17 protein-coding genes are annotated in these 22,734 nt (G+C 31.8%); 5 read left to right on the plus strand and 12 right to left on the minus strand.

The annotated features are described in order from the left end of the window. Positions 1 to 119: 119 nt before the first annotated feature. The 5 genes from ABXG81_RS06905 to ABXG81_RS06925 all read right to left on the minus strand — a co-directional run bounded on the left by ABXG81_RS06905 (position 120) and on the right by ABXG81_RS06925 (position 10,516). Entirely contained in the window at positions 120 to 437 is a 318-nt protein-coding gene (locus ABXG81_RS06905; RefSeq protein ID WP_117522051.1) for a PqqD family protein, read from the minus strand. Then, complete coding sequence (locus tag ABXG81_RS06910) at positions 430 to 2,310, minus strand: oligopeptide transporter, OPT family (protein WP_288223176.1); 1,881 nt, start codon at positions 2,308 to 2,310, stop codon at positions 430 to 432. The genes ABXG81_RS06905 and ABXG81_RS06910 overlap by 8 nt, the downstream gene beginning before the upstream one ends. A 213-nt stretch (positions 2,311 to 2,523) precedes the next feature. After that, complete coding sequence (gene rpoC, locus ABXG81_RS06915; protein WP_117522049.1) at positions 2,524 to 6,087, minus strand: DNA-directed RNA polymerase subunit beta'; 3,564 nt, start codon at positions 6,085 to 6,087, stop codon at positions 2,524 to 2,526. A gap of 8 nt (positions 6,088 to 6,095) precedes the next feature. Continuing rightward, positions 6,096 to 9,860 (minus strand): DNA-directed RNA polymerase subunit beta, encoded by a 3,765-nt coding sequence (locus ABXG81_RS06920; protein WP_117522048.1) that lies wholly within the window; start codon positions 9,858 to 9,860, stop codon positions 6,096 to 6,098. Positions 9,861 to 10,009: 149 nt separating this feature from the next. After that, positions 10,010 to 10,516 (minus strand): nitroreductase family protein, encoded by a 507-nt coding sequence (locus ABXG81_RS06925; protein WP_353528629.1) that lies wholly within the window; start codon positions 10,514 to 10,516, stop codon positions 10,010 to 10,012. Positions 10,517 to 10,647: 131 nt separating this feature from the next. Here ABXG81_RS06925 and ABXG81_RS06930 point away from each other — a divergent pair, with 131 nt between their 5' ends. Together ABXG81_RS06930 and ABXG81_RS06935 are read left to right on the plus strand one after the other, a co-directional pair. After that, on the plus strand, positions 10,648 to 11,436 hold the full coding sequence (locus ABXG81_RS06930) for a hypothetical protein (protein ID WP_353528631.1): 789 nt from the start codon (positions 10,648 to 10,650) through the stop codon (positions 11,434 to 11,436). 42 nt (positions 11,437 to 11,478) lie between these two features. Further along, positions 11,479 to 13,377 carry a fructose-bisphosphatase class III gene (locus ABXG81_RS06935; RefSeq protein WP_117522045.1) on the plus strand — a complete coding sequence of 633 codons (1,899 nt, stop codon included), beginning with the start codon at positions 11,479 to 11,481 and terminating at the stop codon, positions 13,375 to 13,377. A gap of 85 nt (positions 13,378 to 13,462) precedes the next feature. On the opposite strand, the gene ABXG81_RS06940 is transcribed toward ABXG81_RS06935, so the two are convergent. From ABXG81_RS06940 to ABXG81_RS06955, 4 genes are all read right to left on the minus strand, one after another. Beyond that, on the minus strand, positions 13,463 to 13,984 hold the full coding sequence (locus ABXG81_RS06940; RefSeq protein ID WP_117522044.1) for a peptidylprolyl isomerase: 522 nt from the start codon (positions 13,982 to 13,984) through the stop codon (positions 13,463 to 13,465). A 60-nt stretch (positions 13,985 to 14,044) separates the two neighbouring features. Beyond that, a complete protein-coding gene (locus ABXG81_RS06945) occupies positions 14,045 to 14,815 on the minus strand; it encodes a hypothetical protein (protein WP_353528632.1) in 771 nt (256 codons plus the stop codon). A 101-nt stretch (positions 14,816 to 14,916) separates the two neighbouring features. Further along, positions 14,917 to 16,323: a phospholipase D-like domain-containing protein gene (locus tag ABXG81_RS06950; protein WP_353528634.1), complete on the minus strand. Its 1,407-nt coding sequence runs from the start codon at positions 16,321 to 16,323 to the stop codon at positions 14,917 to 14,919. A gap of 113 nt (positions 16,324 to 16,436) precedes the next feature. Further along, positions 16,437 to 17,306 (minus strand): SH3 domain-containing protein, encoded by an 870-nt coding sequence (locus tag ABXG81_RS06955; protein ID WP_117522041.1) that lies wholly within the window; start codon positions 17,304 to 17,306, stop codon positions 16,437 to 16,439. Positions 17,307 to 17,742: 436 nt separating this feature from the next. On the opposite strand from ABXG81_RS06955, the gene ABXG81_RS06960 reads away from it, so the two are divergent. From ABXG81_RS06960 to ABXG81_RS06970, 3 genes are read left to right on the plus strand one after another with little or no spacing between them, the layout of a single operon-like run. Then, positions 17,743 to 18,780 (plus strand): D-alanine--D-alanine ligase family protein, encoded by a 1,038-nt coding sequence (locus tag ABXG81_RS06960; protein ID WP_353528635.1) that lies wholly within the window; start codon positions 17,743 to 17,745, stop codon positions 18,778 to 18,780. Beyond that, positions 18,777 to 20,156: a UDP-N-acetylmuramoyl-tripeptide--D-alanyl-D-alanine ligase gene (murF, locus tag ABXG81_RS06965; protein WP_117522039.1), complete on the plus strand. Its 1,380-nt coding sequence runs from the start codon at positions 18,777 to 18,779 to the stop codon at positions 20,154 to 20,156. Before ABXG81_RS06960 ends, murF begins: the two co-directional genes overlap by 4 nt. Before the next feature lie 9 nt (positions 20,157 to 20,165). After that, entirely contained in the window at positions 20,166 to 21,098 is a 933-nt protein-coding gene (locus ABXG81_RS06970; RefSeq protein ID WP_316116156.1) for a 1-phosphofructokinase family hexose kinase, read from the plus strand. Positions 21,099 to 21,140: 42 nt separating this feature from the next. Here ABXG81_RS06970 and ABXG81_RS06975 read toward each other — a convergent pair whose 3' ends face one another. The 3 genes from ABXG81_RS06975 to ABXG81_RS06985 all read right to left on the minus strand — a co-directional run bounded on the left by ABXG81_RS06975 (position 21,141) and on the right by ABXG81_RS06985 (position 22,725). Next, positions 21,141 to 21,407, minus strand: a complete 267-nt coding sequence (locus ABXG81_RS06975; protein ID WP_117522037.1) for a hypothetical protein — start codon at positions 21,405 to 21,407, stop codon at positions 21,141 to 21,143. Positions 21,408 to 21,493: 86 nt separating this feature from the next. Continuing rightward, positions 21,494 to 22,261 carry a uridine phosphorylase gene (gene udp, locus ABXG81_RS06980; protein WP_209814676.1) on the minus strand — a complete coding sequence of 256 codons (768 nt, stop codon included), beginning with the start codon at positions 22,259 to 22,261 and terminating at the stop codon, positions 21,494 to 21,496. A 17-nt stretch (positions 22,262 to 22,278) separates the two neighbouring features. Beyond that, positions 22,279 to 22,725, minus strand: coding sequence for a deaminase (locus ABXG81_RS06985; RefSeq protein ID WP_117522035.1), 447 nt, complete (start codon positions 22,723 to 22,725; stop codon positions 22,279 to 22,281). Positions 22,726 to 22,734 lie beyond the last annotated feature (9 nt).

Here is a 22,734-nt window from a genome sequence, read left to right on the forward strand (position 1 = left end):
AATAAATAATTATTGCTATATCACTTGAGTATACTCAAATGATTTTGGAACAATTTATTTATCTTACAACAACTCCTAATACTATAATATTTTAAATAACACTTATTAATTTGTATGCTCTAATATTTTATAAATTTATTTTTTTCTAGATTATCTAAGTAAATAAGTAATCTTTCATATAGGGGCTCGGATTTTTCTCCGTATGTCTCTTTTAAAATCTTAGCTATATCTTCTATACTATTTTCACCATTTATGGATTCCCAAACTATATTTCCTATACCTTTAACTTTAACTCTAGTAATTTTGGGTCTTTTAAAAAGCTTTTGAGCGATCTTATGATTAAGTCCCTCATGTGACATTAATATTATATAATTCTTGTTTTTTTCATCATATTCATAATCCACATTTTTATAAGGGATCCTATCTAGATTATCCATTAGTTCTATCTTTCTTTATAACTGATTTTGCTTTTGAATAAACAAGTATACCAAGTCCTATAAATAGTAGCACGGATACTTCTTGAGGTAAGCTAAATCTATCAGAAATATTTATAGCATCTGCAAATGTCTTTGCCTTAAAAGGTATTATTGCAAATACAGCAAGGATAATACCCATTATTCCTTCACCTGCTATAAGTCCTGCAGAGTACAATGTACCATTAGTTTCTGCATCCTTTTTACTTTTATCATCCGCTTTGATCTTATCAACTATTAGTCTAACAACTCCACCAAACATTATCCCCAAGGTAGTATTAAGTGGTAGGTAAAGACCTATTGCAAAAGGTAGAACACTTATTCCTAATAATTCTACCATTATTGCAATCGCAGCCCCTACAAATACTAAGTCCCAAGGAAGGTTTCCACTCATTACTCCCTCTACTATCATCTTCATAAGTACAGCTTGCGGAGCTGGTAAATCTTTAGTACCAAAACCTATTGAGGTATTTAATATCCAAAGTATACCACCTATAACTAAAGATGATGTTAGAACTCCAATAATCTCACCAATCTGTTGGTACTTAGGACTTGCTCCCACAATATAACCTGTCTTTAAGTCTTGAGAGCAGTCTCCTGCTATCGCTGCTATTACGCATATAATCGTTCCTATAGAAATAGCTGCTATCATTCCATCATGGCCAACAAGACCTGTAGCCTTAAGAATAAGTGTTGCTATTAATAAGGTGGCTATTGACATTCCTGAAACTGGGTTATTTGAGGATCCTATGATACCAACCATTCTTGATGATACTGTAGCAAAGAAAAATCCAAATATAACTATAATTATAGCTCCAATAATATTTACAGGTGTTGATGGCATCAAAAAGATTAATATTACTGAAACAATTATTAGTATAATTGATATCTTGAAAGATATATCTGTATCTAATCTATCTCCATTACTAGAACTATCTCTACTTTTTAAGTCATTTATTGAGTCCTTAAATGACTTTACTATCATAGGTAAGGATTTAATCAAAGATATAATACCACCTGTAGCCACAGCACCAGCTCCAATATATCTTATATAGTTTGACCATAAATCTGATGGGGCAAGATTTGTAAGTTCTGGACTACCAAAAGCATGAAGAAGTGGCATAAGTACAAACCAAGCAAGCACACCACCTGCTAGCATTATAGCAGAAATAGTAGGCCCAACTATATATCCAACTCCCATCAAGGCAGGTAGAGCATCAAATCCTACAGCAGTTCCAGCAAAATTTTTAGCTGATATTTCATAACTCACTCCTTCAGGAAATATTTTTAGTCCATTTGATAAAAATTTGTAGAGTGATGCAAGGCCTAGTCCTTTAAATACAACACTTGAATCTTGACCACTCTCTTCTCCAGCCTTTAAAACTTCTGCACAAGCTTTTCCTTCAGGATATGGTAAAACACCATCTTCTTTGACTATAAGTGCACGTCTTAGGGGAATCATAAATATTACTCCCAAAACCCCGCCGATCAAAGTTAATAGCAAGATATTTAAGTAAGAAATATAATGGCTATCTCCCCATTCACTTTCCCATAAAAACGCAGCTGGTAAAGTAAATATAGCACCTGCTGCTAGTGACTCTCCTGCTGAACCTATGGTTTGTACTATGTTATTTTCAAGTATGGAATCACGTTTTAATATCTTTCGAACTATACCCATAGATATAACTGCAGCTGGTATAGATGCAGAAATAGTTAGTCCTACACGTAAACCTAGGTAGGCATTAGCTGCTCCAAATACTATAGCAATAAGCATACCTAATATCACAGCCAAGGGCGTAAATTCTCTTAACTGCTTATCTTTATCTCGTTTTTTCATAACAACTCCTCTTATAAAATGTATTTTATTTAAAATATGTAATTTATTATACCACATTATACTTTATTATGATATGCTATTAAAGACAAATATACTTATTCTTTTATTTCTATATAATATTGATAGATATAGCAAACTTAATATCCTAAATTAAGGATCAACTTTTTGTAAAGAAAAAAGCCCACTAACTAATTAGTTAGCGAGCTATATATATTATTTTTGCATTTGTTCTTCATTTTCAGCTTCTTCTATAGCTTCTATATTCATTGCAATTTGTGCATCTTCTAATTCTTTTGTTTCATAGTCTATTTCTACATCATTGTAGCGTTTCATACCTGTACCTGCTGGAATAAGTTTACCAATTATGATATTTTCCTTAAGTCCCATTAGGTCATCTACCTTGCCTTTGATAGAAGCATCTGTAAGAACTCTTGTTGTTTCTTGGAAGCTGGCTGCTGATAACCATGAATCTGTTGCAAGAGATGCTTTTGTGATACCTAATAGTTCTTGTGTATATTCTGCTGGTCTCTTGCCTTCTTCTATCAACTTTTCATTAATAGCGTTGACTTCACGTCTTTCTTGTAAGCTTCCTGGTAAGAATTCTGTATCCCCTGATTCATCGATTTTGACTTTTTTAAGCATTTGACGAGCAATTACTTCTATATGCCTATCGTCAATCTCTACACCTTGGATTCTGTATACTTTTTGTACTTCTTTAGTAATGTAGTTTTGTACTCCAACTTTTCCAAGTACTGCTAATACATCGTGTGGATCTAGTGATCCTTCTGTTAATTGATCACCTTTCTTTACCACATCTCCATCGTGCACTAAAAGTCTTGATCCAAATGGTATGTTGTATTTTTGTACATATCCATCTTCTGATTCTATCTCAACATCTGTTTTCTTTTCATTTTGGATAAGTGTTACAGTACCAGAATTTTCTGCTATATATGCAAGTCCCTTTGGCTTACGGGCTTCAAATAACTCTTCAACCCTTGGAAGACCTGACGTAATTCCTACACCTGCTATACCACCTGAGTGGAAAGTTCTCATTGTAAGCTGTGTACCTGGTTCACCTATAGATTGGGCTGCAATAATTCCAACTGCTTCACCAATATTTACTGGCTTACCTGTAGCAAGATTTCTACCATAGCATTTTGCACAAACTCCATGTTCTGCTTTACATTCTAGTACTGAGCGTAATTTTACTTTCTTAACTCCAGCTGCAACAATTTTTTCTGCTGTATCTTCATCTATTAACTGATCTTTTGAGCAAAGTAGTTCTCCATCAGAATCTTTAATATCTTCAAATGATGTACGTCCTACTATACGAGTATAAAGATTTTCAACTAATTCATTACCATCTTTAAATTCGTAAGCCTCTACATAACCGTCAGTATGGCAGTCATCTTCTGTAACTATAACGTCTTGTGATATATCTACCATTCTACGTGTTAAGTAACCTGAATCGGCAGTACGCAAAGCTGTATCTGTTAGACCTTTACGAGATCCGTGGCTTGATATAAAGTATTCTTGTACAGAAAGCCCCTCACGGAAGTTTGCCTTAACTGGAATTTCTATAGTCTTACCGTCTGCCTGACTCATAAGTCCACGCATACCACCTAGCTGTCTGATTTGGTTTGTTGAACCACGGGCACCAGAATCAGCAAATATTTTGATGTTATTATCATCACGTAGATCTGTTAGAAGTGCTTCTGTTACTTTATCTGTAGTCTCTCTCCAGATATCTATAACTTTTTCATATCTTTCATCATCGGTTATAAGACCACGTCTGTATAATTTTTCATATTTATCAACTTCATTATCAGCATCTGCTATTATATTCCATTTTTCTTTTGGAATATTAACGTCTGCCATGGATACTGTAAGTCCTGAAAGTGTTGAGTATTTGTATCCTGTTTGTTTGATGTAGTCAAGTACTTCTGCAGTTTTGATATTGCCATGTCTTCTAAAGCATCTATCTACTATATCTTTAAGTACTCCAGAATCTGCTACTTGATTGATTTCTAGTGAATATGGATCATCTTTACGATTTACATAGCCTAAATCTTGAGGGATACCTTCATTATATATAAATCTACCAACTGAGGATTCTACAATCTTACCTACATCTTCACTATTTTTTCTTACTCTTACACTAACTCGTGTTTGATATTCTACATCACCTGTAAGTAGGGCTTTTTTCATCTCATTAGTTGAGTTAAATACCATCCCCTCGCCCTTGGCACCTTCTTTGATAGTTGTTAGGTAATAGGCACCAAGTACCATATCCTGTGAAGGTGTTGTAATTGGTTTACCATCTTTTAGACCTAAGATGTTGTTTGTAGACATCATTAATAATCTTGCTTCTATTTGTGCTTCATTTGATAATGGTAAATGTATAGCCATTTGGTCACCATCAAAGTCAGCATTGAATGCGTTACAAGCAAGTGGATGTAGCTTAATAGCTTTACCTTCCACTAGTACTGGTTCAAATGATTGTATACCAAGTCTATGAAGTGTAGGGGCACGGTTAAGTAATACTGGGTGATCTTTGATAACCTCTTCTAGGACATCGTAAACCCTTGGATCTTTTTTCTCTACCATTTTTTTCGCAGACTTAAGATTGTGAGCCATACCACGATCTACAACCTTATTCATTATAAATGGTTTAAATAATTCTAGAGCCATTTCTTGTGGAAGTCCACATTGGTTAAACTTAAGATCTGGACCTACTACTATTACTGAACGACCTGAGTAGTCTACACGCTTGCCAAGTAAGTTTTGGCGGAATCGTCCAGATTTACCCTTAAGTAAGTCTGATAGGCTCTTCATATTTCTATTGGATGCACCTGTTACAGCTCGTCCGCGGCGACCATTATCTATAAGAGCATCTACAGCTTCTTGGAGCATTCTCTTTTCGTTACGAACGATTATTTCTGGTGCTCCTATATCTAGAAGTCTTTTTAATCTATTATTTCTATTTATAACACGTCTATATAAGTCGTTTAGGTCAGATGTAGCAAATCTACCACCCTCAAGTTGAACCATTGGTCTAAGTTCTGGTGGCATAACTGGTAGTACATCAAGAATCATCCATTCTGGCCTATTGCCGCTTGTCATAAAGGCATCAACTACTTCTAAACGTCTTGAAATTCTAACTTTCTTTTGTCCTGTAGAATCTTCTAATTCTTTCATTAGAATTTCGTATTCTTTTTCTAAATCTATATTAGAAAGAAGCTCTCTAACAGCTTCTGCACCCATTGCTGCTCTAAATTCTTGATCATCTGGGTTGTTTTCTATAGTTTCTTGATATTCTGTTTCAGAAATTTCTTGTTTGACTGAAAGTCCAGACTCACCAGGATTTATTACTACATATGAAGCAAAGTATAATATTTTTTCAAGTATTCTTGGGCTCATATCTAAAAGCAATCCCATTTTTGATGGAATGCCTTTAAAATACCATATATGACTTACAGGAGCTGCTAATTCAATATGGCCCATTCTCTCACGACGTACCTTTGATTTAGTGACTTCTACACCACACTTTTCACAAACTACGCCTTTATATCTGATTCTCTTATACTTACCACAAGAACATTCGTAGTCCTTAGTAGGTCCAAAGATTTTTTCGCAAAATAGACCATCTTTTTCTGGTTTTAGAGTTCTGTAGTTTATAGTCTCAGGTTTTTTTACTTCTCCATGGGACCATGATCTGATCTTTTCAGGGGATGCGATTTTCATCCTCATCCCATCAAATTGTGTTAATTCGCTCATAAATCTCCCTATTCTATTTCTTCAATGCTAAATCCTGAATTATCATCTTCTTTATAAAGACTTTCAAATTCTTTTTCTATTAATATGTCATCACTTGACTCAACATTTTCTTCATCTTTAACTTCTTCTGTTACTTTATTTTGAGTAAGTGATCTTGTTTGGGATTTAATTTTTGATGCATCTATTTTGTCTACTTGACTGAATCTATCTTGTTCATCAATATTTTCTTTAAGCTCGATTACTTCTCCATTATTATCAAGTAACTCTACATCTAAGGCAAGTGATTGTAATTCTTTTACAAGTACCTTAAATGATTCTGGTGTTCCTGGTTCAGGAATATTTTCTCCCTTAACAATAGATTCGTAAGTTTTTACCCTACCTGTAACATCATCTGATTTTACTGTTAGAATTTCTTGTAAGGTATGGCTTGCTCCGTATGCTTCTAAGGCCCATACTTCCATTTCTCCAAATCTTTGTCCACCAAATTGCGCTTTACCACCTAGTGGCTGTTGAGTTACTAATGAATATGGTCCTATAGATCTAGCATGGATTTTTTCTTCTACCATATGGTGAAGTTTTAGCATATACATTACACCAACCGTTACAGGATTTTCGAATGATTCTCCTGTTCTACCATCACGTAGCTCGATTTTACCAGTTTTATTAACATATGGTGCAGTCTTTGCTGCTTCTTCAAGTGCATCTTCGATTTCTGTATCCATTGCACCATCAAATACTGGTGTAGCTACTTTCCAACCCATAGTTCTAGCTGCAAGACCCATGTGTACTTCAAGTACTTGTCCAAGATTCATTCGGCTTGGAATACCTAGTGGGTTAAGACAAATTTGAACTGGTGTACCATCTGGTAAAAATGGCATATCTTCTCTTGGTAGTATACGTGAAACGACACCCTTGTTACCATGGCGACCACACATCTTATCTCCAACCATAATCTTTCTTTTGGTTGCTACATATACTCTTATAACTTTATTTACACCTGGAGATAATTCATCTCCGTCTTTTTTATTGTATTCCTTGACATCTACAACTATACCTTGTTCACCATGAGGTACTTTTAATGATGTATCTCTTACTTCACGTGCTTTTTCTCCAAAGATTGCACGAAGTAATCTTTCTTCTGGTGATAGTTCTGTTTCTCCTTTTGGTGAAACTTTACCAACTAGTATATCTCCTGATTTTACTTCAGCACCGATTCTTATAACCCCGTTTTCATCAAGATTTTTCTTCATATCATCACCAACATTTGGTATATCTTTGGTAATTTCTTCAGCACCAAGTTTTGTTTCACGAGCTTCACATTCGTGTTCTTCTATGTGAACTGATGTTAGGACATCATCTATTACTAGCTCTTCATTAAGAAGCATAGCATCTTCGAAGTTGTATCCTTCCCAAGTTGTAAAGGCTATTAGGATATTTTTACCTAGGGCAAGTTCTCCATTTTGTGTAGATGGACCATCAGCTAATATTTCATTAACTTCTACTTTATCTCCTAATTTTACAATTGGTCTTTGGTTAATTGTAGTTCCTTGGTTAGCTCTTTTAAATTTAAGTAATTCATAAGAGTCAATCTCCCCATCTTCGTCTCTTTTTACTTTGATTCTTTCATCACCAACATAAACTACTTCACCAGCATTGCGTGATACTACACAAACACCTGAATCTTTTGCAGCTCTATGCTCTATACCTGTAGCAATAATTGGAGCTTCAGATTTTAAAAGTGGCACTGCCTGACGTTGCATGTTTGCACCCATTAGAGCACGAGTACTATCATCGTTTTCTAAGAACGGTATTAATGATGCTCCAACAGATACTATTTGTTGAGGAGATACGTCCATGTATTGGATACTTTCTCTTGGATAAATATCATTTTCACCATTAAAACCACGTCCTGAAACTCTATCATTTACAAATCTATCTTCTCCATCTAAAGGTTCATTGGCTTGAGCTATTATATAATTATCTTCTTCATCAGCAGTTAGATAATCAATCTCATCTGTTACAACTCCACCTTCTTTTACGATTCTATATGGAGTTTCAATAAATCCATATTTATTGATTCTAGCATAAGTTGTAAGTGAAGTGATAAGACCAATGTTTGGTCCTTCTGGAGTCTCTATTGGGCATATTCTACCATAGTGAGAATCGTGAACGTCACGCACTTCTACTCCTGCACGGTCTCTTGATAAACCACCTGGTCCAAGAGCTGATAATCTTCTCTTGTGAGTAAGTTCACTCATAGGATTTGTTTGATCCATAAATTGTGATAATTGTGATGAACCAAAGAATTCTTTTATAACAGCTGTAACTGGTTTAATATTGATAAGACCTTGTGGTGTGGCAAGATCTGGATCTTGGGTAGTCATTCTCTCACGAACTACTCTCTCCATCCTTGCAAGTCCAACCCTAAATTGATTTTGTAATAGTTCACCAACTCCTCTTACACGTCTGTTACCAAGATGGTCGATATCATCTACTTCACCAACTCCTTCAAATAAGTTGAATTGATAGTTTACTACAGCTAGAATATCGCTCTTTGTAATATTTTTTGGAGAAAGTTCTTTCTTTCTTCTATTCATAGCACTTAAAATGTCATCTGGATTGTCATATTCATCTAAGATTTCTCTCATGACAGGATAGTAAACTTTTTCTGAGAATTCATCTATATCATAGGAAACATCCTCTAATTCTTCGAAAGAAGTTATATCTACAAAGTGATTACCAACTATTCTTAGAGTTTGATTTTCTCCATCATTATTTAATTTTACAATATCAATTGTGTTTATACCTGCATTTTCGATATCAATAGCAGTTTCGCGATTTATAGTTTCGCCTTCTTTAACGAAAAGCTCTCCAGTTTCTCCATCAATTACATCATTTGCAGCAACTCTACCCTCAATCCTAGGCCAGAGTGCAAGTTTGATATTGTACTTATACCTACCAACCTTAGCTAAATCATATCTTCTATCATCAAATAATAGATTATTGATAAGATTTTGTGAAGATTCTAAACTTGCAGGGTCTCCTGGTTTTAATTTTTTGTAAATTTCAATTAAAGCTTCTTCACTTGTTTCAGAATTTTCTTTTTCTAATGTTGTTCTAAGGTGTTTTGTATCACCAAGTGCATTTATTATTTCTTCATCTGTTTGAAATAAAAGTGCACGTACTAAAGTTGTTGCTGGTAATTTACGAGTTCTATCTAGACGAACATTTACTGTATGACTAGCATCAGTATCAAACTCTATCCAAGCACCTCTATTTGGTATAACAGTTGAAGAATAAAGATTATCTCCTGACTTATCAGTTTCTTCAGAATAGTAAACACCTGGAGAACGAACAAGCTGGCTTACTATAACTCTTTCTGCACCATTTATAACAAAAGTAGCAGAATCAGTCATCATTGGGAAGTCTCCCATAAATACTTCTTGTTCTTTAACTTCTTCAGTTTCCTTATTTATAAGTCTAGCCTTAACTTTAAGGTCTCTTGAATAAGTTGCATCTTTATATTTAGCTTCTTGAATAGAATATTTAGTTTCATCATCAAATTCATATCCAACAAATTCCAGAATCAAATTTCCATTGTAATCTTCTATAGGTGAAATATCCTCTAAAATTTCTCCTAGTCCTTCTTCTAAGAACCATTTATATGAATCTTTTTGAACTTTTAGCAAATTAGGTAAATCTAAGACTTGAGGGAATTTAGAAAAACTCACTCTCTCAGTTCTTCCAAACATCTCATTGTGATATTGGGCCATTAATCAAAACTCCTTATCTTTAAAAACAAAAGGCTAAAAATACACATATATCTTAGCCTCAAAAACGAATAAAAATCTCTATAATTAGATTTCTAGCAATGCTTAATTATACTACCTATAATAGGTATTTGTCAACTTAAAATAAATACCTATATAAAATTTGTATTGATCTTATGTTCTTTGCCCTTTAATTCTACTTTGCTATGTCCAATTATTATTCCATTTACAGGATAAAAACCGTCATCTAAATTTAATTTATCTATGTATTTAGCATCTTTACCAAGATTTTCTATAAGTCCTCTAATATAACAAGATCCAAGATTTAAGCTTGTTGCAGCAAGAGATATATTTTCTAATACACATCCTGCATCTGCATATTTTGCATCACTATCTTTACTTGAAGAAAAAATTATAAATAAAGGTGCTCCATATAAAGAATCATGATCCTTATTAAAAGTTTCTTTATACTCTTTACTTATTTCCTCTATCAATGATTTGTCTCTGATAACTGTTATTCTGCACTCATCATATAGACCATGAGCTATAGGAGCTTTATAAGCAGCATCCAATAATACCTTTACATCCTCTTTGCTTATTTTTTGATCTGTAAAATTTCTTGTAGAAACACGTTTTTCTAAAACTTCATAAAAATTCATAAATTACCTCACTTTACTTTTACTATACGAATAATTGCTATATTTACGAGTTAAATTTTAATTATACCATAATTTTATAACTAATCCCTAAACAAAGTCATTTATGTTATAATAAAACAAATGGAGGAAGTATGAAAGATACAATAAAATTTTTTAGTATAATAACAGGAATTTTTAGGTCAATTATGACCATATTATTTTTACTAGGCGTAGTATTTACTGCATTAGTAGATGTAAATTTATTAATTGCCTTTCTAGATTTATTAGGATTTACCGGTATATCTTTAGCCTTAGTAAAGCCAATAATAATTTTAGGGTTTATACTACTATTTATAGTTAACTTTGTTATAACAAGACATATTTTTAAGGCAGCTAATACTGGTGAATATCACTTATCAAACTTTGTATTTGCTCTTTTGTTCCTATCAATAACTATATTTTTCTATGTGACATTTAGAAATTTAACAACTAATGCTATATATGTACTATTTGTCTTAAATGGAATTTTAGTTATAAACTCTCTTTTAGGGCTTATAGCAAGAACCAAAGGAATATATGCTATTGATGATAATACAATAATAGAAAACAAAACTGTTAATAATAAAAACTATATAGAGTTTGATGAAAATCCCCAAATATATATAAATAATAAAGATCAAACAGAACATATAAAAAGAACTACAGATAATAAAAACAATAAAGTAAAAGTAATACCTATCCCTTTAAGTCAGAAATCTGAAGAAGAATCAATCAAAAATAAAAAGTCTATTTCCGAAAAGCAAGCCAAAGAATCAAATATCCCAAAAGATACTAAGGTAGTTTTCGAAAGTGGGAATAATAATAACATTAGTGATAATACAGAAGAAATCAAAACAAACAAAAATTCTACTGAAAATTCACAAAAAGATAAAGAAAATTAATATTTGTTACTAGGCTAATGCCAAAATGAAATGAGGAGTCCTATGGAAGAAAATTATTACAAGTTGCTAAAAGAACATTATAGTACAAAGACAAATATCAGAAACGAACTTATTACACTAAACTCAAAACTTTACTTACCAAAAGGAACTGAGTATTTCTTCTCTGACGTTCATGGAGAAGCTAGTGCATTCTTACAATTACTTAAATCTGCTTCTGGAAATATAAGAGAAAAAACTTCTATGCATTTTGGGGATACATTATTAAAAGAGGAACAAGATGAGATTGCAGAATTGGTCTATAATCCAAAAGAAGTTCTCCACGAAATGGAAATCAATGGCGAACTAACTGATGATTACTTAAATACAACCATACATAGGCTCATAAGTCTATTTAGATTTGTATCTACCAAATATGCTAAGAGTTATGTAAGAGAAAAATTCAAAGACTGCTATACTGATATAGTTGATGAATTATTATATACCAATGATTCAGAATATAATAAAAAAATTTATTATGATAAGCTAGTAGAAAATATTGTAAAATATGGAGCAGCACCAGATTTTATTATTTTAATCTCAAAGCTAATCCAAAGAATTAGTGTTGATAAGCTTCACGTAGTTGGCGATATATATGATAGAGGTCCTTCTCCTCAAATAATAATGGATGAGTTATTAAACTTTCCAAATGTCGATATTCAATGGGGCAATCACGATATAGAATGGATGGGAGCTGTTTCTGGTAATAAGGCTCTTACCGCTGCCTGCCTTGCTAACGCTATCCAATATAATAATATAGACATGTTAGAAGATGGTTATGGAATCAACCTTAGACCTCTTTATGAATTCGCCATAAAAACGTATGCAGACGATCCAGCTACTTTATTTACTCCTAGAGTTTTTGACAAAAATATATATGATAATATTAATTCAGAAACTGCAGCAAAGATGTTTAAAGCTATTAGCATCATTAGATACAAATTAGATGGACAACTTATAGAACGCAACAAAGAATTTAATATGGATGATAGGAACTTCCTAAAAATTATAAACTTTGACGATATGACCTATAAGGGCGAACCATTAAAAGATACAAATTTCCCTACAGTAGATCCTAAAAATCCATTAAAACTTACAGCAGACGAAAAAACTGTAATCAATGCTCTACAATTAGACTTTAACCGTGGTGTAAAAATCAATAAACACATAAATTTCTTATATGAAAATGGGGCTATGTATAAAGTAGAAAATGGTTCACTATTATTTCATGGTTGTATACCTTTAAATGAAAATGGATCATTTACAGAAGTAGAAATAGATGGCGGCAAATTTTCTGGAAAATCATTGATGGATAAATTTGATGCTATAGCAAGAGATGCTTATTACAAACATGACCCGTATGCTATAGATGTTATGTGGTACCTATTTAATAGTAAAAACTCGCCAATATTTGGCAAATCTCAGTTTTCATACTTTGAGAATATATTTATAGAAGATAAGAAACTAAAGGAAGAAAAATATAACTCTTATTTTAAACTATCAAACAATGAAGAAACTGTTGACATGATTCTAGATGAATTTAATGTTACAAGCAAAAGACGAAGAATTGTAAATGGACATGTACCTGTGAAAACCAAAAAAGGAGATACCCCAGTAAAGGCTAAGGGAAAACTATATGTAATAGATGGGGGAATCTCAAAGCCTTACCAAGATAAAACAGGTATTGCAGGCTATACACTAGTATTTAATTCTCATGCTGTATCTCTAGCAGAGCATACAAATTACGAATCAATAACAGATGAGGTAAGTTCTTATAGACCCAATATAAGAGAAATAGAAGTCCTCCACCCAAGGATGCTTATGAAGGATACTGATGAAGGTGCAAGGATTAGAGAAAGAATCAAGGTTTTAGAAAAACTTCTTAAAGACTATGATAATATTTAAAGGTTGTTGTATTATCGAAAACTTATAAAAGATCTATAATAAAAAATGTGCAGAAAAAAACTTACTGCACATTTTTTATTTAAGTTTACATTTTTTCAGGCTCTGGATAAGTTTGTCCAAAAGTATCTACTGTTACGGTTTTTATCTTTTGTTCTTCTTTTGGTCTATCTGATCTATCGGTTTTTGTTTCTGCAATTTTATCAACCACATTCATACCTTCAATTACTTTACCAAAAGCAGCATAATCCCCATCTAAGTGAGGGCTATCCTTATGCATTATAAAAAATTGACTTCCTGCTGAATTTGGCATCATAGATCTTGCCATAGATAAAACTCCAGCTTCATGAGCTAAGTCGTTTTTGAAGCCATTTGAACTAAACTCTCCTTTGATTCCATAACCAGGACCACCCATACCTGTACCTTCTGGGTCTCCTCCTTGGATCATAAATCCTTTTATAACTCTATGAAAAATTAAACCATCATAAAATTTTTGATTAATTAATGATATAAAATTTTTTACTGTATTCGGAGCTATTTCAGGGTATAATTCCGCCTTAATTATATCTCCATTTTCCATTTCAAATGTAACTATTGGATTTTCACTCATATATTACCTCTTTTCTTTTTCATGACTTTACTATTATAACCAAAAAGCAACATGCAAATATTAATCGTTATCTAAATCTAGTTCTTTATCAATTAATCCTGTACCTGTAGCGTAAGATGGATAAGCTTCATCGATACCATCATCAAGCTCAAGTCTAGCCTCGTGGTATTCCCTTTTATGTTTTATCTCTTTTATAGCTTCTATAAACCTAGTTTCATCAAAACCATCAATATCATCATTTAGATTAATTTTTTCTTTAAAGTCATAATTATTTTTAATAGTAAGCTTGCTCTTAGAAGTGTTATACTTAATCTTGTTTATTCCCATATATCTTTCTAAAATATAGTGGTTAGATTTTTCTTTTATATCAAATTTTTTTAATTTTTCTTTTATTAAATCATAGTCATAATCACTTTCATCTATCTCTTTTAAGGCTTCTTCTACCTCATAATAAATTTTTTCAGTCTTTATATAATTTAGCTTAATGATTTTCTCATCTAAAGATTCTTCTACTTCCTTAAAGTAATCTTCATCAAGTTTATTTATATTAAATTTGCTTATAGCCGCTTTATCTATACTAGCTCTAACTATATCATCTAATTTTCCTCTGTGAATCTGACCATTATCATTAACCTTAAGGCTAGATATAGCTGTGTTTATTTCTACAACAGTTCCATCATCACTATACTTAAGATATACTCCTTTGTATTCAATAGTTTCTAAATCTAATATAATTGAAACAATGCTTTCTTCATCTAAGAAAAGACCTTGAATCTTATTCTCATCAGCAAGTTTCCCTAACTTATTCTCTATACCTTTAGATTTATCCATTATTCCCCCTAAGATTGTTTTACATATTTTTAATTATATTAGGATTATATCATTGTTTTGTAAAGTCTATGTAAAATCCTAGGAAACTTATGATAAATGGCTTAAAACAGAAATCTAAACGGATAAAATAGGATTACAAATAGAACAGCTATCAACTTTTTTATAAAGTTTGCTTTCTTTATTTTCTTACCAGATAAATTAGTTCTATCACCATTTTCTAAAAGCATACTAGCATCTTTTTCATAGTAATTAAATTCATTTTTGACTTCTCTAGAGAAATCTTCCCCATTTATAACAAGCATTATCTCAGTATCTACATAGGCTGATCTCATATCCCAATTAAAACTTCCTATTGCGGATATATTATCATCTATAGTAAATGCCTTGCCATGATAAGAAGATTCTTTTTCATTTTCTAAAATATTTACACCTAAATTTCTAAGTTTCTTTTCATGGATTATATAATCTCCAACTCCTACTGTATTAACACCGCTAGATGGAGAATTAGTAAATAAAGTTGTAGGCACATTAGCCGCTATCTCTTCTAATGAACTATACATAAGGTCATTTCCAATAAAATACGGAGTATGAATATCCACTGATTCATTAGCATTTTTCATTAATTCTATAATTTGATAAAAAGCTTCAGGCTCCTTGCTATAAACATTTATAGGGTTTGCAATTAAGTTTACACTTTTTACTTTTGTAAGACTCTTTTTATAATCCCTATGCGTATAATTATCAGGATTTTTAACCTTATCACTTTCATAAGTATTTTCAAGTTTTTTTATGATTTCTTTGTTCTTTCTGTTATTTGCAAATATTGCTGCATCTTTAATATCTTTATTTCTATGACCATTGTTGTATATATCATAAAAATAATCTTTTAGTTGATCTATAGCATCCGCTCTACTTCTTTTATCATAATAAACTAAAACATCCCAGTCGTATGTATATTTTCCCTTAGTTTGCATAAATCTATCAGCTATATTTCTACCACCAACAAAGGCTATCTTATCATCAACGATCATATATTTATCATGCATTCTACCCATGAGCGACCATGGTTTTAAAGGATTCATAGGATTATATATTTTTATATGAACATTTGGAAAACTATCTAATGCTAAATAATAATTATTTTTACCTAAGTTCATAAAAAGAGTATTGCCATCTAAAATTATATCAATTTTCACTCCTCTACTAGCTGCCTCAATTAAGCTAGCCATAAAATCTTCTCCTGTACTATCTATTAGAAACCTATAGTTAGATAGAATAATTTTTTCTTTAGCATTTTCTATAGTTCTTATTTTTTCAACTCTGGCTTCATCATTATCCCTAATTATCTGAGCATAGACAGAAGAATTGTCTTTTCCATAAAACTTATTTATATCAAATTTTTCTTTAAACCTATCCGATACATTTTTTTGTTTCATATAGGGAATACTGGAAAATACTATAATATATATTAAAAATCCAAGTAGAACTCTTATTATCTTCGCTTTCATATAAACCTCTCAGTCTTATCTATTATTAAAAACCCTACTTTAAATAATTTTTTTTACAAAAAACTCCAAGGATCACCCTTGGAGTTTTTTAAAATATTTATTATATTTAATTATTAATACCAACCATTAGCTGCCCAGAATTGTTGAGCTCTTTCCCATGAACCATATCTTTGAGCTACATAGTTATCAGCTGCTGCTTCTTGTTCTGCAGGACTTGCACCATATCTTACTAAAGATGGGTTAAGTTGATATCTACCATAATATCCACCTGCTGCATTGTAAGCTGTATAAGAACCACCTGATTCTCTTTGTGCTATCCATTCTTTAGCCCAGCTTGATGAACCTTGAGATGATGGTTGAGCTTGTGTTTGTTGAACTTGTTGTCTTTGTTGTTGAGGTTGTTTATATGTTTGTGTTCTTTGGTATGTTTGTGTATTTGATTGTTGAGCTTGTTGGTTATTAGAAGCTTGGATTTGTTTATTAGCTTTTTGTGCTGCTTGTTTTTCTTCTCTAGCTTTTCTAAATGAATCTAAGAGATTGTTGTATACATAACCTTCTTTTCCATTTACTTTTACTTTTACATATCCATTATTAGCTAAATCAATAACTTCAACATTTGTTCCTGCTTTTAATACTTCAATTACATTTGAATCAATGTTATCTCCATCTCTGAAGTTTGCATCTGATACAAGCTTTGTTTCATCAAGTATGTGGAACCATTTACCAACTACATAAGCATCCTTACCATTGAAGTTGATTTTTAACCAATCACCTTCTTCATTAATGATATCATATGTATTATCACTATCATTGATAAGTCCAATTACATTATCGCCTAAAGCTGCTTCCGTTCTTACATTTACTCCAGAAGCTAAGTCTTTATCAATTGATATTTTTGCTGCCTCAGAATTTTTAGCCCCTAAGCCAAAAACTGATGGTACTACTAGTGCTGCTGCAAGAGCATATTTTCTTAAATTCTTCATTATGTTTATATCCTTTCATAGTCTATCGACTTTTACTTTTAGTTTTAAATTTGACCTTTTAGTTTCGATTGTAACAAAGGTTACAAAATATTAACAGATCGTTTGTACAAGATATATTATAGGGCGTAATTGTGTCTAAATTATGTATATTTACAATTTTATTTTATTTGCTGTTTTTCGATCTAAACTTTGAAATATAAAGATTTATTAGAAATTTTGATAAATTTCATCTTGAAATCAAATAAGAAATTTTCAATTTTTTTAATTATTTTTTATAAAAATCGGGTAAGCAATATAAATAATTACGTATTTTCTCCAAAATACAAGTAACTAATTTGTTACAAATTAACCCAAAAATATTCTTTATACCTTTATATTTGCCCACTTTTTTTATATGTAGTAAAATTTTATATATTAAGATGAAAGTGAGTAATGTATGATAAATGTTTATCTACTCTGTGGTGGACCTTCTAGTGAGCATGATATATCACTAAGGAGTGCCCTAAACATCAGTAAAAATTTAAGTAAAGAAAAATATAATACTAAGATAGTATATATAGATAAAAATGGTGTATTTTCAAAGTCATTTGATTATATTGATTCAAGTGACGAATTTAGCTTAGTAAAAGAAACAATTTCTAATAAAGCTAAGTCTATAGCGAATTTCTTAAATGAAATAAAAGATTACAATCCAGATAATACGATAATTATCCCTGCTATTCATGGAACTTATGGAGAAGACGGTACTATACAAGGTTTTCTAGACTGTATCGGCTACCCTTATTTAGGTAATGGTCTTTTATCTTCTGCTATTTGTATGGATAAAGTAACTACAAATGATATTTTTGAAAAAAATAAGATTTCTCAAGCAAAATATCTCTATACATATAAAGATGATTTTAATGATGATTTTGTAAATAAATGTATAGATGAAATAGGTCTACCTTTGATAGTAAAGCCCTCCGCTAATGGTTCATCTGTTGGTGTAAGTAAAGTTGAAGATAAAGAACAATTAAAAAGTGCTGTTAAAGAAGCTTTTGAGTTTGATAAAAAGGTCTTAGTTGAAGAACTAATAGATGGTCAAGAAATAGAAATTGCAATAATAGGAGATGGAAATAGTCTAGATGCTTCTATGCCTGCAGCCTATATTACAAATCATAGATTTTTAGACTATGATGCAAAATATTTTGATAAGGAAACTATAGAAGAAATTCCTTTTAATATGGAAAAAGTCTACCAAAAAGAAGCCATGGAATTTGCTAAGGAGTGCTACAAAGCTGCTGGATGTTCTGGCTTTGCTCGTGTAGATATATTCTATACTAATGAACACAAATTTTTTGTAAATGAAATTAACACTTTCCCAGGATTTACACCATCATCATTTTTTGCAAGACTTGCTATGTTGATGTATAACAAATCCTTTGGATACGTACTTGATAAATTAATAGAAGATGGTTTTAGGAGATTTAAATGATTAAAAGAAGTCTAGGTCAAATTGCTAATATGATAGGCGGCAAGCTTTCTGATGATATTTATAAAGATTTAATTATTGAAGGTGTATCTACAGATTCTAGAACCATTAGTAAAAATAATCTATATATACCTCTTGTAGGTGAGGTATTTGATGGCAGAATTTTTATAAAAGAATGTGAAGATAAGGGAGCAGCTGCTTTTATAATTAATGAAGATTATGAAATTAAAAAAAATATTAATATTCCTTATATAAAAGTAACAAATACTGAAGATGCTCTTAGAGATTTAGCTAAAGCTTATCGTAAAGAGCTTGATATAAAGATAATAGGTATTACTGGATCTAACGGAAAAACTACAACTAAAGATCTTTTAACATCTGTTTTAAGTGAAAAATATAAAGTCCAAAAAACTTTAGGTAACCTAAATAATCAAATAGGAGTTCCCAAGACAATACTAAACCTTAATGAAGACACTGAAATAGGAGTAATAGAATTGGGCACCGATAACTTTGGTGATATATCTCTAACCACTAGTATTGCTCAACCTAATATAGCTGTGATTTTAAATATAGGAGATAGTCATTTACACAATTTAAAAACTCGCGAAGGTATAGCTAAGGCTAAGATGGAAATAGCTGAAGGATTAAGTAAAGACGGCATCTTTATTTATAATATAGACGACCCAGTTCTAAAAAAAATAGTTCCAACTTATGATCTAGAACAAAATGTAATGACTTTTGGTCAAGATCAAAATGCAGATTATATAATAAAAAGATTAGAAACCAATACTAACGGGGTACAATTTAAACATGAGGATGAAGTTTATACAATACCACTTTTAGGCGACCATCAAATTTACAATGGTGGTTTTTCTGCTATGGTAGGAGAACTTTTAAATCTAAATGAAAATCAAATCAAAAATGGTCTAAAAAAAGTAAGCGCTAGCTCTAATAGATCTACTATTTTAGAATTAGATGGCTTTGATATCCTAGATGACTCATACAAATCCAATCCTCAAGCTCTTTTAACAGGACTAAATACTTGTTATATGCTAGGTGGGTATACAAATAAAATCGTAGTTCTTGGAGATATGTTAGAACTTGGTGATGATGAAGATAAGCTTCATTATAACATAGGAAAGAACATAGACCCTAGCCAAATCCACTATTGTTTATTCTATGGTCCTCTATCAAAGTACATGTATCAAGGAGCTTTGAAAAATTTCCCTAAATCAAGAATTTTCCATTTTGATAGTAAAGCAGATGCTTGTGATAAGTTAAAGCAACTTATTTGCAAATCAACTCTAGTCTTTGTAAAAGGCTCACATGGTATGCACATGGAAGAAATAATCGAATGCGTTAGAAAACTTAAATTATAAGGAGTAATTATGATTTATACAGTAACACTAAATCCTTCATTAGATTTATTTACAGAACTTGATAATCTAGTTTTAGGTGAACGCAATAGAATCCAAAACGAAAGAACATTGCCAGGCGGAAAGGCTATAAATGTCTCAAGAGTACTAGCTGCTCTTAGAATTCCAACAGTAGCTACAGGTTTTGTAGGAGGATTTCAAGGTCAATTTATAAAAAAATGGCTTCAAGATGAAGATATCACTACAGACTTTGTAGAAATGAAAGGTGTAAATAGGACAAACATTAAAATTTTTGAAAATAATAGAGAAACAATGATCAACTTCCCTGGACCTAAAATAAGTGCAGAAGAAATTGACGAATTACTCTACTATCTTTCAAGAGTCCGTGAAGGAGACACTATAATATTTGGTGGATCTGTACCTCCTATGGAAGAAAATATGGATGAGGATATATATGACAGGCTATTATCTGTAGCCCGTGGTAACAAAGCTGATTTTGTAGCCGATGTTCCTAGTCAATATCTATTAAATATGGTTAAGGAAAAGCCTTTATTAATAAAACCAAATGGCGAAGATATATCTAAAATATTTAATGTAGAAATAAATGATAAATATGACTATATCCCTTATGGCAAAAAGTTAAGAGAAATGGGTGCTAAGAATGTTATAATTTCTTATGGTGCTCAAGGTTCTATGCTCTTTACAGAAGATAAGGTCTATGCTTCAAACGAAATAGATGATGGTAGAGAGATTATAAATACTGTAGCTTGTCGCGATTCAATGATTGCAGGTTTCCTTGGAAATATGGTAAAGAATAATGACCCGGTAGAATCTTATAAGCTTGCAATAGCAGCTGCCTCAGCAACAGCAAGAGTCTTAGATCTACCAACCCATGATCAAATCTTGGAAATGTTTGACTTAGTAGAAATTGAAGAAATTGAATAATAAAAAAAAAGCGAGAAATCTAAAAAACTTCTCGCTTTTTTATTATTTTGTTTTTATGTATTTTCTTATTAAATATATAAAATAAATTAGCATAGCAAATGTAACCATTCCTGCTATTACTCTTCTAGTTAGTCCAACTTCTGTTGCTAAAATACTATAAATAGAAAGAGATACTATAGCTATTAAAGATACAATTATTACTATTGCTCTACTTATATTTCGCACTTTTGGTGTAGTCTTTGTATCTTCTGCTTTATTTATAGCAAGATTAAAATACTTCATAGCAAGCATGGCTATAATAAAATACAAAATATTTTCAAAAAAAATCCATAAAAATCCTTTCAAAAAAAGCTAGATTTAGTATATAAATTTTTATACTAGCTAGCTTTTACTTCTTATTTATCTTTTTCAATCAATTCTCTAAGAGCTTCCACAGCTACTTTAATAGCCATCTCTGTATCGTGAACTACAGGATTTTCAAGTCCTTTCTTTTCTCTTTCTTGATTAGCCACTACTAAAAAGCATGAGCCACATCTTACATTTAGATAATTGGCTATTGTAAATATAGCTGCAGATTCCATTTCACTAGCCAACGTTCCAAGCTTTAGCCAAGCATTCCATCTATTTTCTAGTTCATATGAAACAGGCATCCTTTCTGCTTCATGTTGACCATAGAATGAATCCTTGCATTGAACTACACCTATATGGCTCTTAAGATTTAATTTATTTGATGCACTTTTTAAAGCACTTGTTACTTCGAAATTGCTTACCGCTGGAAATTCTATAGGAGCGTACTCACGACTAGTTCCTTCTGCTCTTATAGCTGCATTAGCTATAACAACTTCCCCACTTTTTATATTTTCTTGCATGCCACCACATGTTCCTATCCTAATAAATGTATGAGCACCTATTTTTGTAAGTTCCTCCATGGCTATTGCAGCTGATGGACCACCAATTCCTGTTGAAGTCACAGAAACTTTTACACCCTCAAGATTTCCAGTATATGTCACATACTCCCTATTATCTCCTACAAGCTTTGCATCATCAAAATATGCCGCTATCTTCTCACACCTTTTAGGATCTCCTGGAAGTATTACATATTTACCTATATCCTCTTCACTCACATCTATATGATATTGCTTATTGTCTTCACTATATTTCATAAATCTTCCTCTTAGGCTTAAATTTCCTCTTCTAATACAATTTGCTTATACTCTATATTATTGCGTTTTAAAAGTTCTAGGGCATATTCATCTACTCTATAAGCCTCTTTGTAATAAATCTTACTAATTCCAGCTTGAATCAAGCTTTTTGTACAGTTTAAGCACGGAAAATGAGTTACATAGCAAATACAGCCTTTTACAGAAATACCTTCCTTTGCACAATATAACAGTGCATTCATCTCTGCATGAATTGTAGCTATGCAATGGCCATCACGCATAGTATGACCTATTTCATCACAATGAGGATTGCCTTTTATAGAACCATTATACCCAGTTGTAACGATTCTATTATCATCATTTACAATAACACATCCCACATAGGCCCTATCACATGTACCTCTTTGTGAAACTGTTACAGCAAGTTTCATAAAATATTCATCCCAAGTCAATCGGTCTTTAGCCATAAATCCTCC

This window comes from Anaerococcus nagyae (assembly GCF_040364225.1).
GTDB classification, from domain to species: domain Bacteria; phylum Bacillota; class Clostridia; order Tissierellales; family Peptoniphilaceae; genus Anaerococcus; species Anaerococcus nagyae.

Excerpts from the sequence above, each read along its gene's own strand:
- murF (WP_117522039.1), top strand. The coding sequence starts at position 18,777 with ATGATTAAAAGAAGTCTAGGTCAAATTGCTAATATGATAGGCGGCAAG.
- ABXG81_RS06955 (WP_117522041.1), bottom strand. The coding sequence starts at position 17,306 with ATGAAGAATTTAAGAAAATATGCTCTTGCAGCAGCACTAGTAGTACCA.
- ABXG81_RS06985 (WP_117522035.1), bottom strand. The coding sequence starts at position 22,725 with ATGGCTAAAGACCGATTGACTTGGGATGAATATTTTATGAAACTTGCT.
- ABXG81_RS06930 (WP_353528631.1), top strand. The coding sequence starts at position 10,648 with ATGAAAGATACAATAAAATTTTTTAGTATAATAACAGGAATTTTTAGG.
- ABXG81_RS06925 (WP_353528629.1), bottom strand. The coding sequence starts at position 10,516 with ATGAATTTTTATGAAGTTTTAGAAAAACGTGTTTCTACAAGAAATTTT.
- ABXG81_RS06920 (WP_117522048.1), bottom strand. The coding sequence starts at position 9,860 with ATGGCCCAATATCACAATGAGATGTTTGGAAGAACTGAGAGAGTGAGT.
- ABXG81_RS06950 (WP_353528634.1), bottom strand. The coding sequence starts at position 16,323 with ATGAAAGCGAAGATAATAAGAGTTCTACTTGGATTTTTAATATATATT.
- ABXG81_RS06935 (WP_117522045.1), top strand. The coding sequence starts at position 11,479 with ATGGAAGAAAATTATTACAAGTTGCTAAAAGAACATTATAGTACAAAG.
- ABXG81_RS06970 (WP_316116156.1), top strand. The coding sequence starts at position 20,166 with ATGATTTATACAGTAACACTAAATCCTTCATTAGATTTATTTACAGAA.
- ABXG81_RS06905 (WP_117522051.1), bottom strand. The coding sequence starts at position 437 with ATGGATAATCTAGATAGGATCCCTTATAAAAATGTGGATTATGAATAT.
- udp (WP_209814676.1), bottom strand. The coding sequence starts at position 22,261 with ATGAAATATAGTGAAGACAATAAGCAATATCATATAGATGTGAGTGAA.
- rpoC (WP_117522049.1), bottom strand. The coding sequence starts at position 6,087 with ATGAGCGAATTAACACAATTTGATGGGATGAGGATGAAAATCGCATCC.
- ABXG81_RS06960 (WP_353528635.1), top strand. The coding sequence starts at position 17,743 with ATGATAAATGTTTATCTACTCTGTGGTGGACCTTCTAGTGAGCATGAT.
- ABXG81_RS06945 (WP_353528632.1), bottom strand. The coding sequence starts at position 14,815 with ATGGATAAATCTAAAGGTATAGAGAATAAGTTAGGGAAACTTGCTGAT.
- ABXG81_RS06910 (WP_288223176.1), bottom strand. The coding sequence starts at position 2,310 with ATGAAAAAACGAGATAAAGATAAGCAGTTAAGAGAATTTACGCCCTTG.
- ABXG81_RS06940 (WP_117522044.1), bottom strand. The coding sequence starts at position 13,984 with ATGAGTGAAAATCCAATAGTTACATTTGAAATGGAAAATGGAGATATA.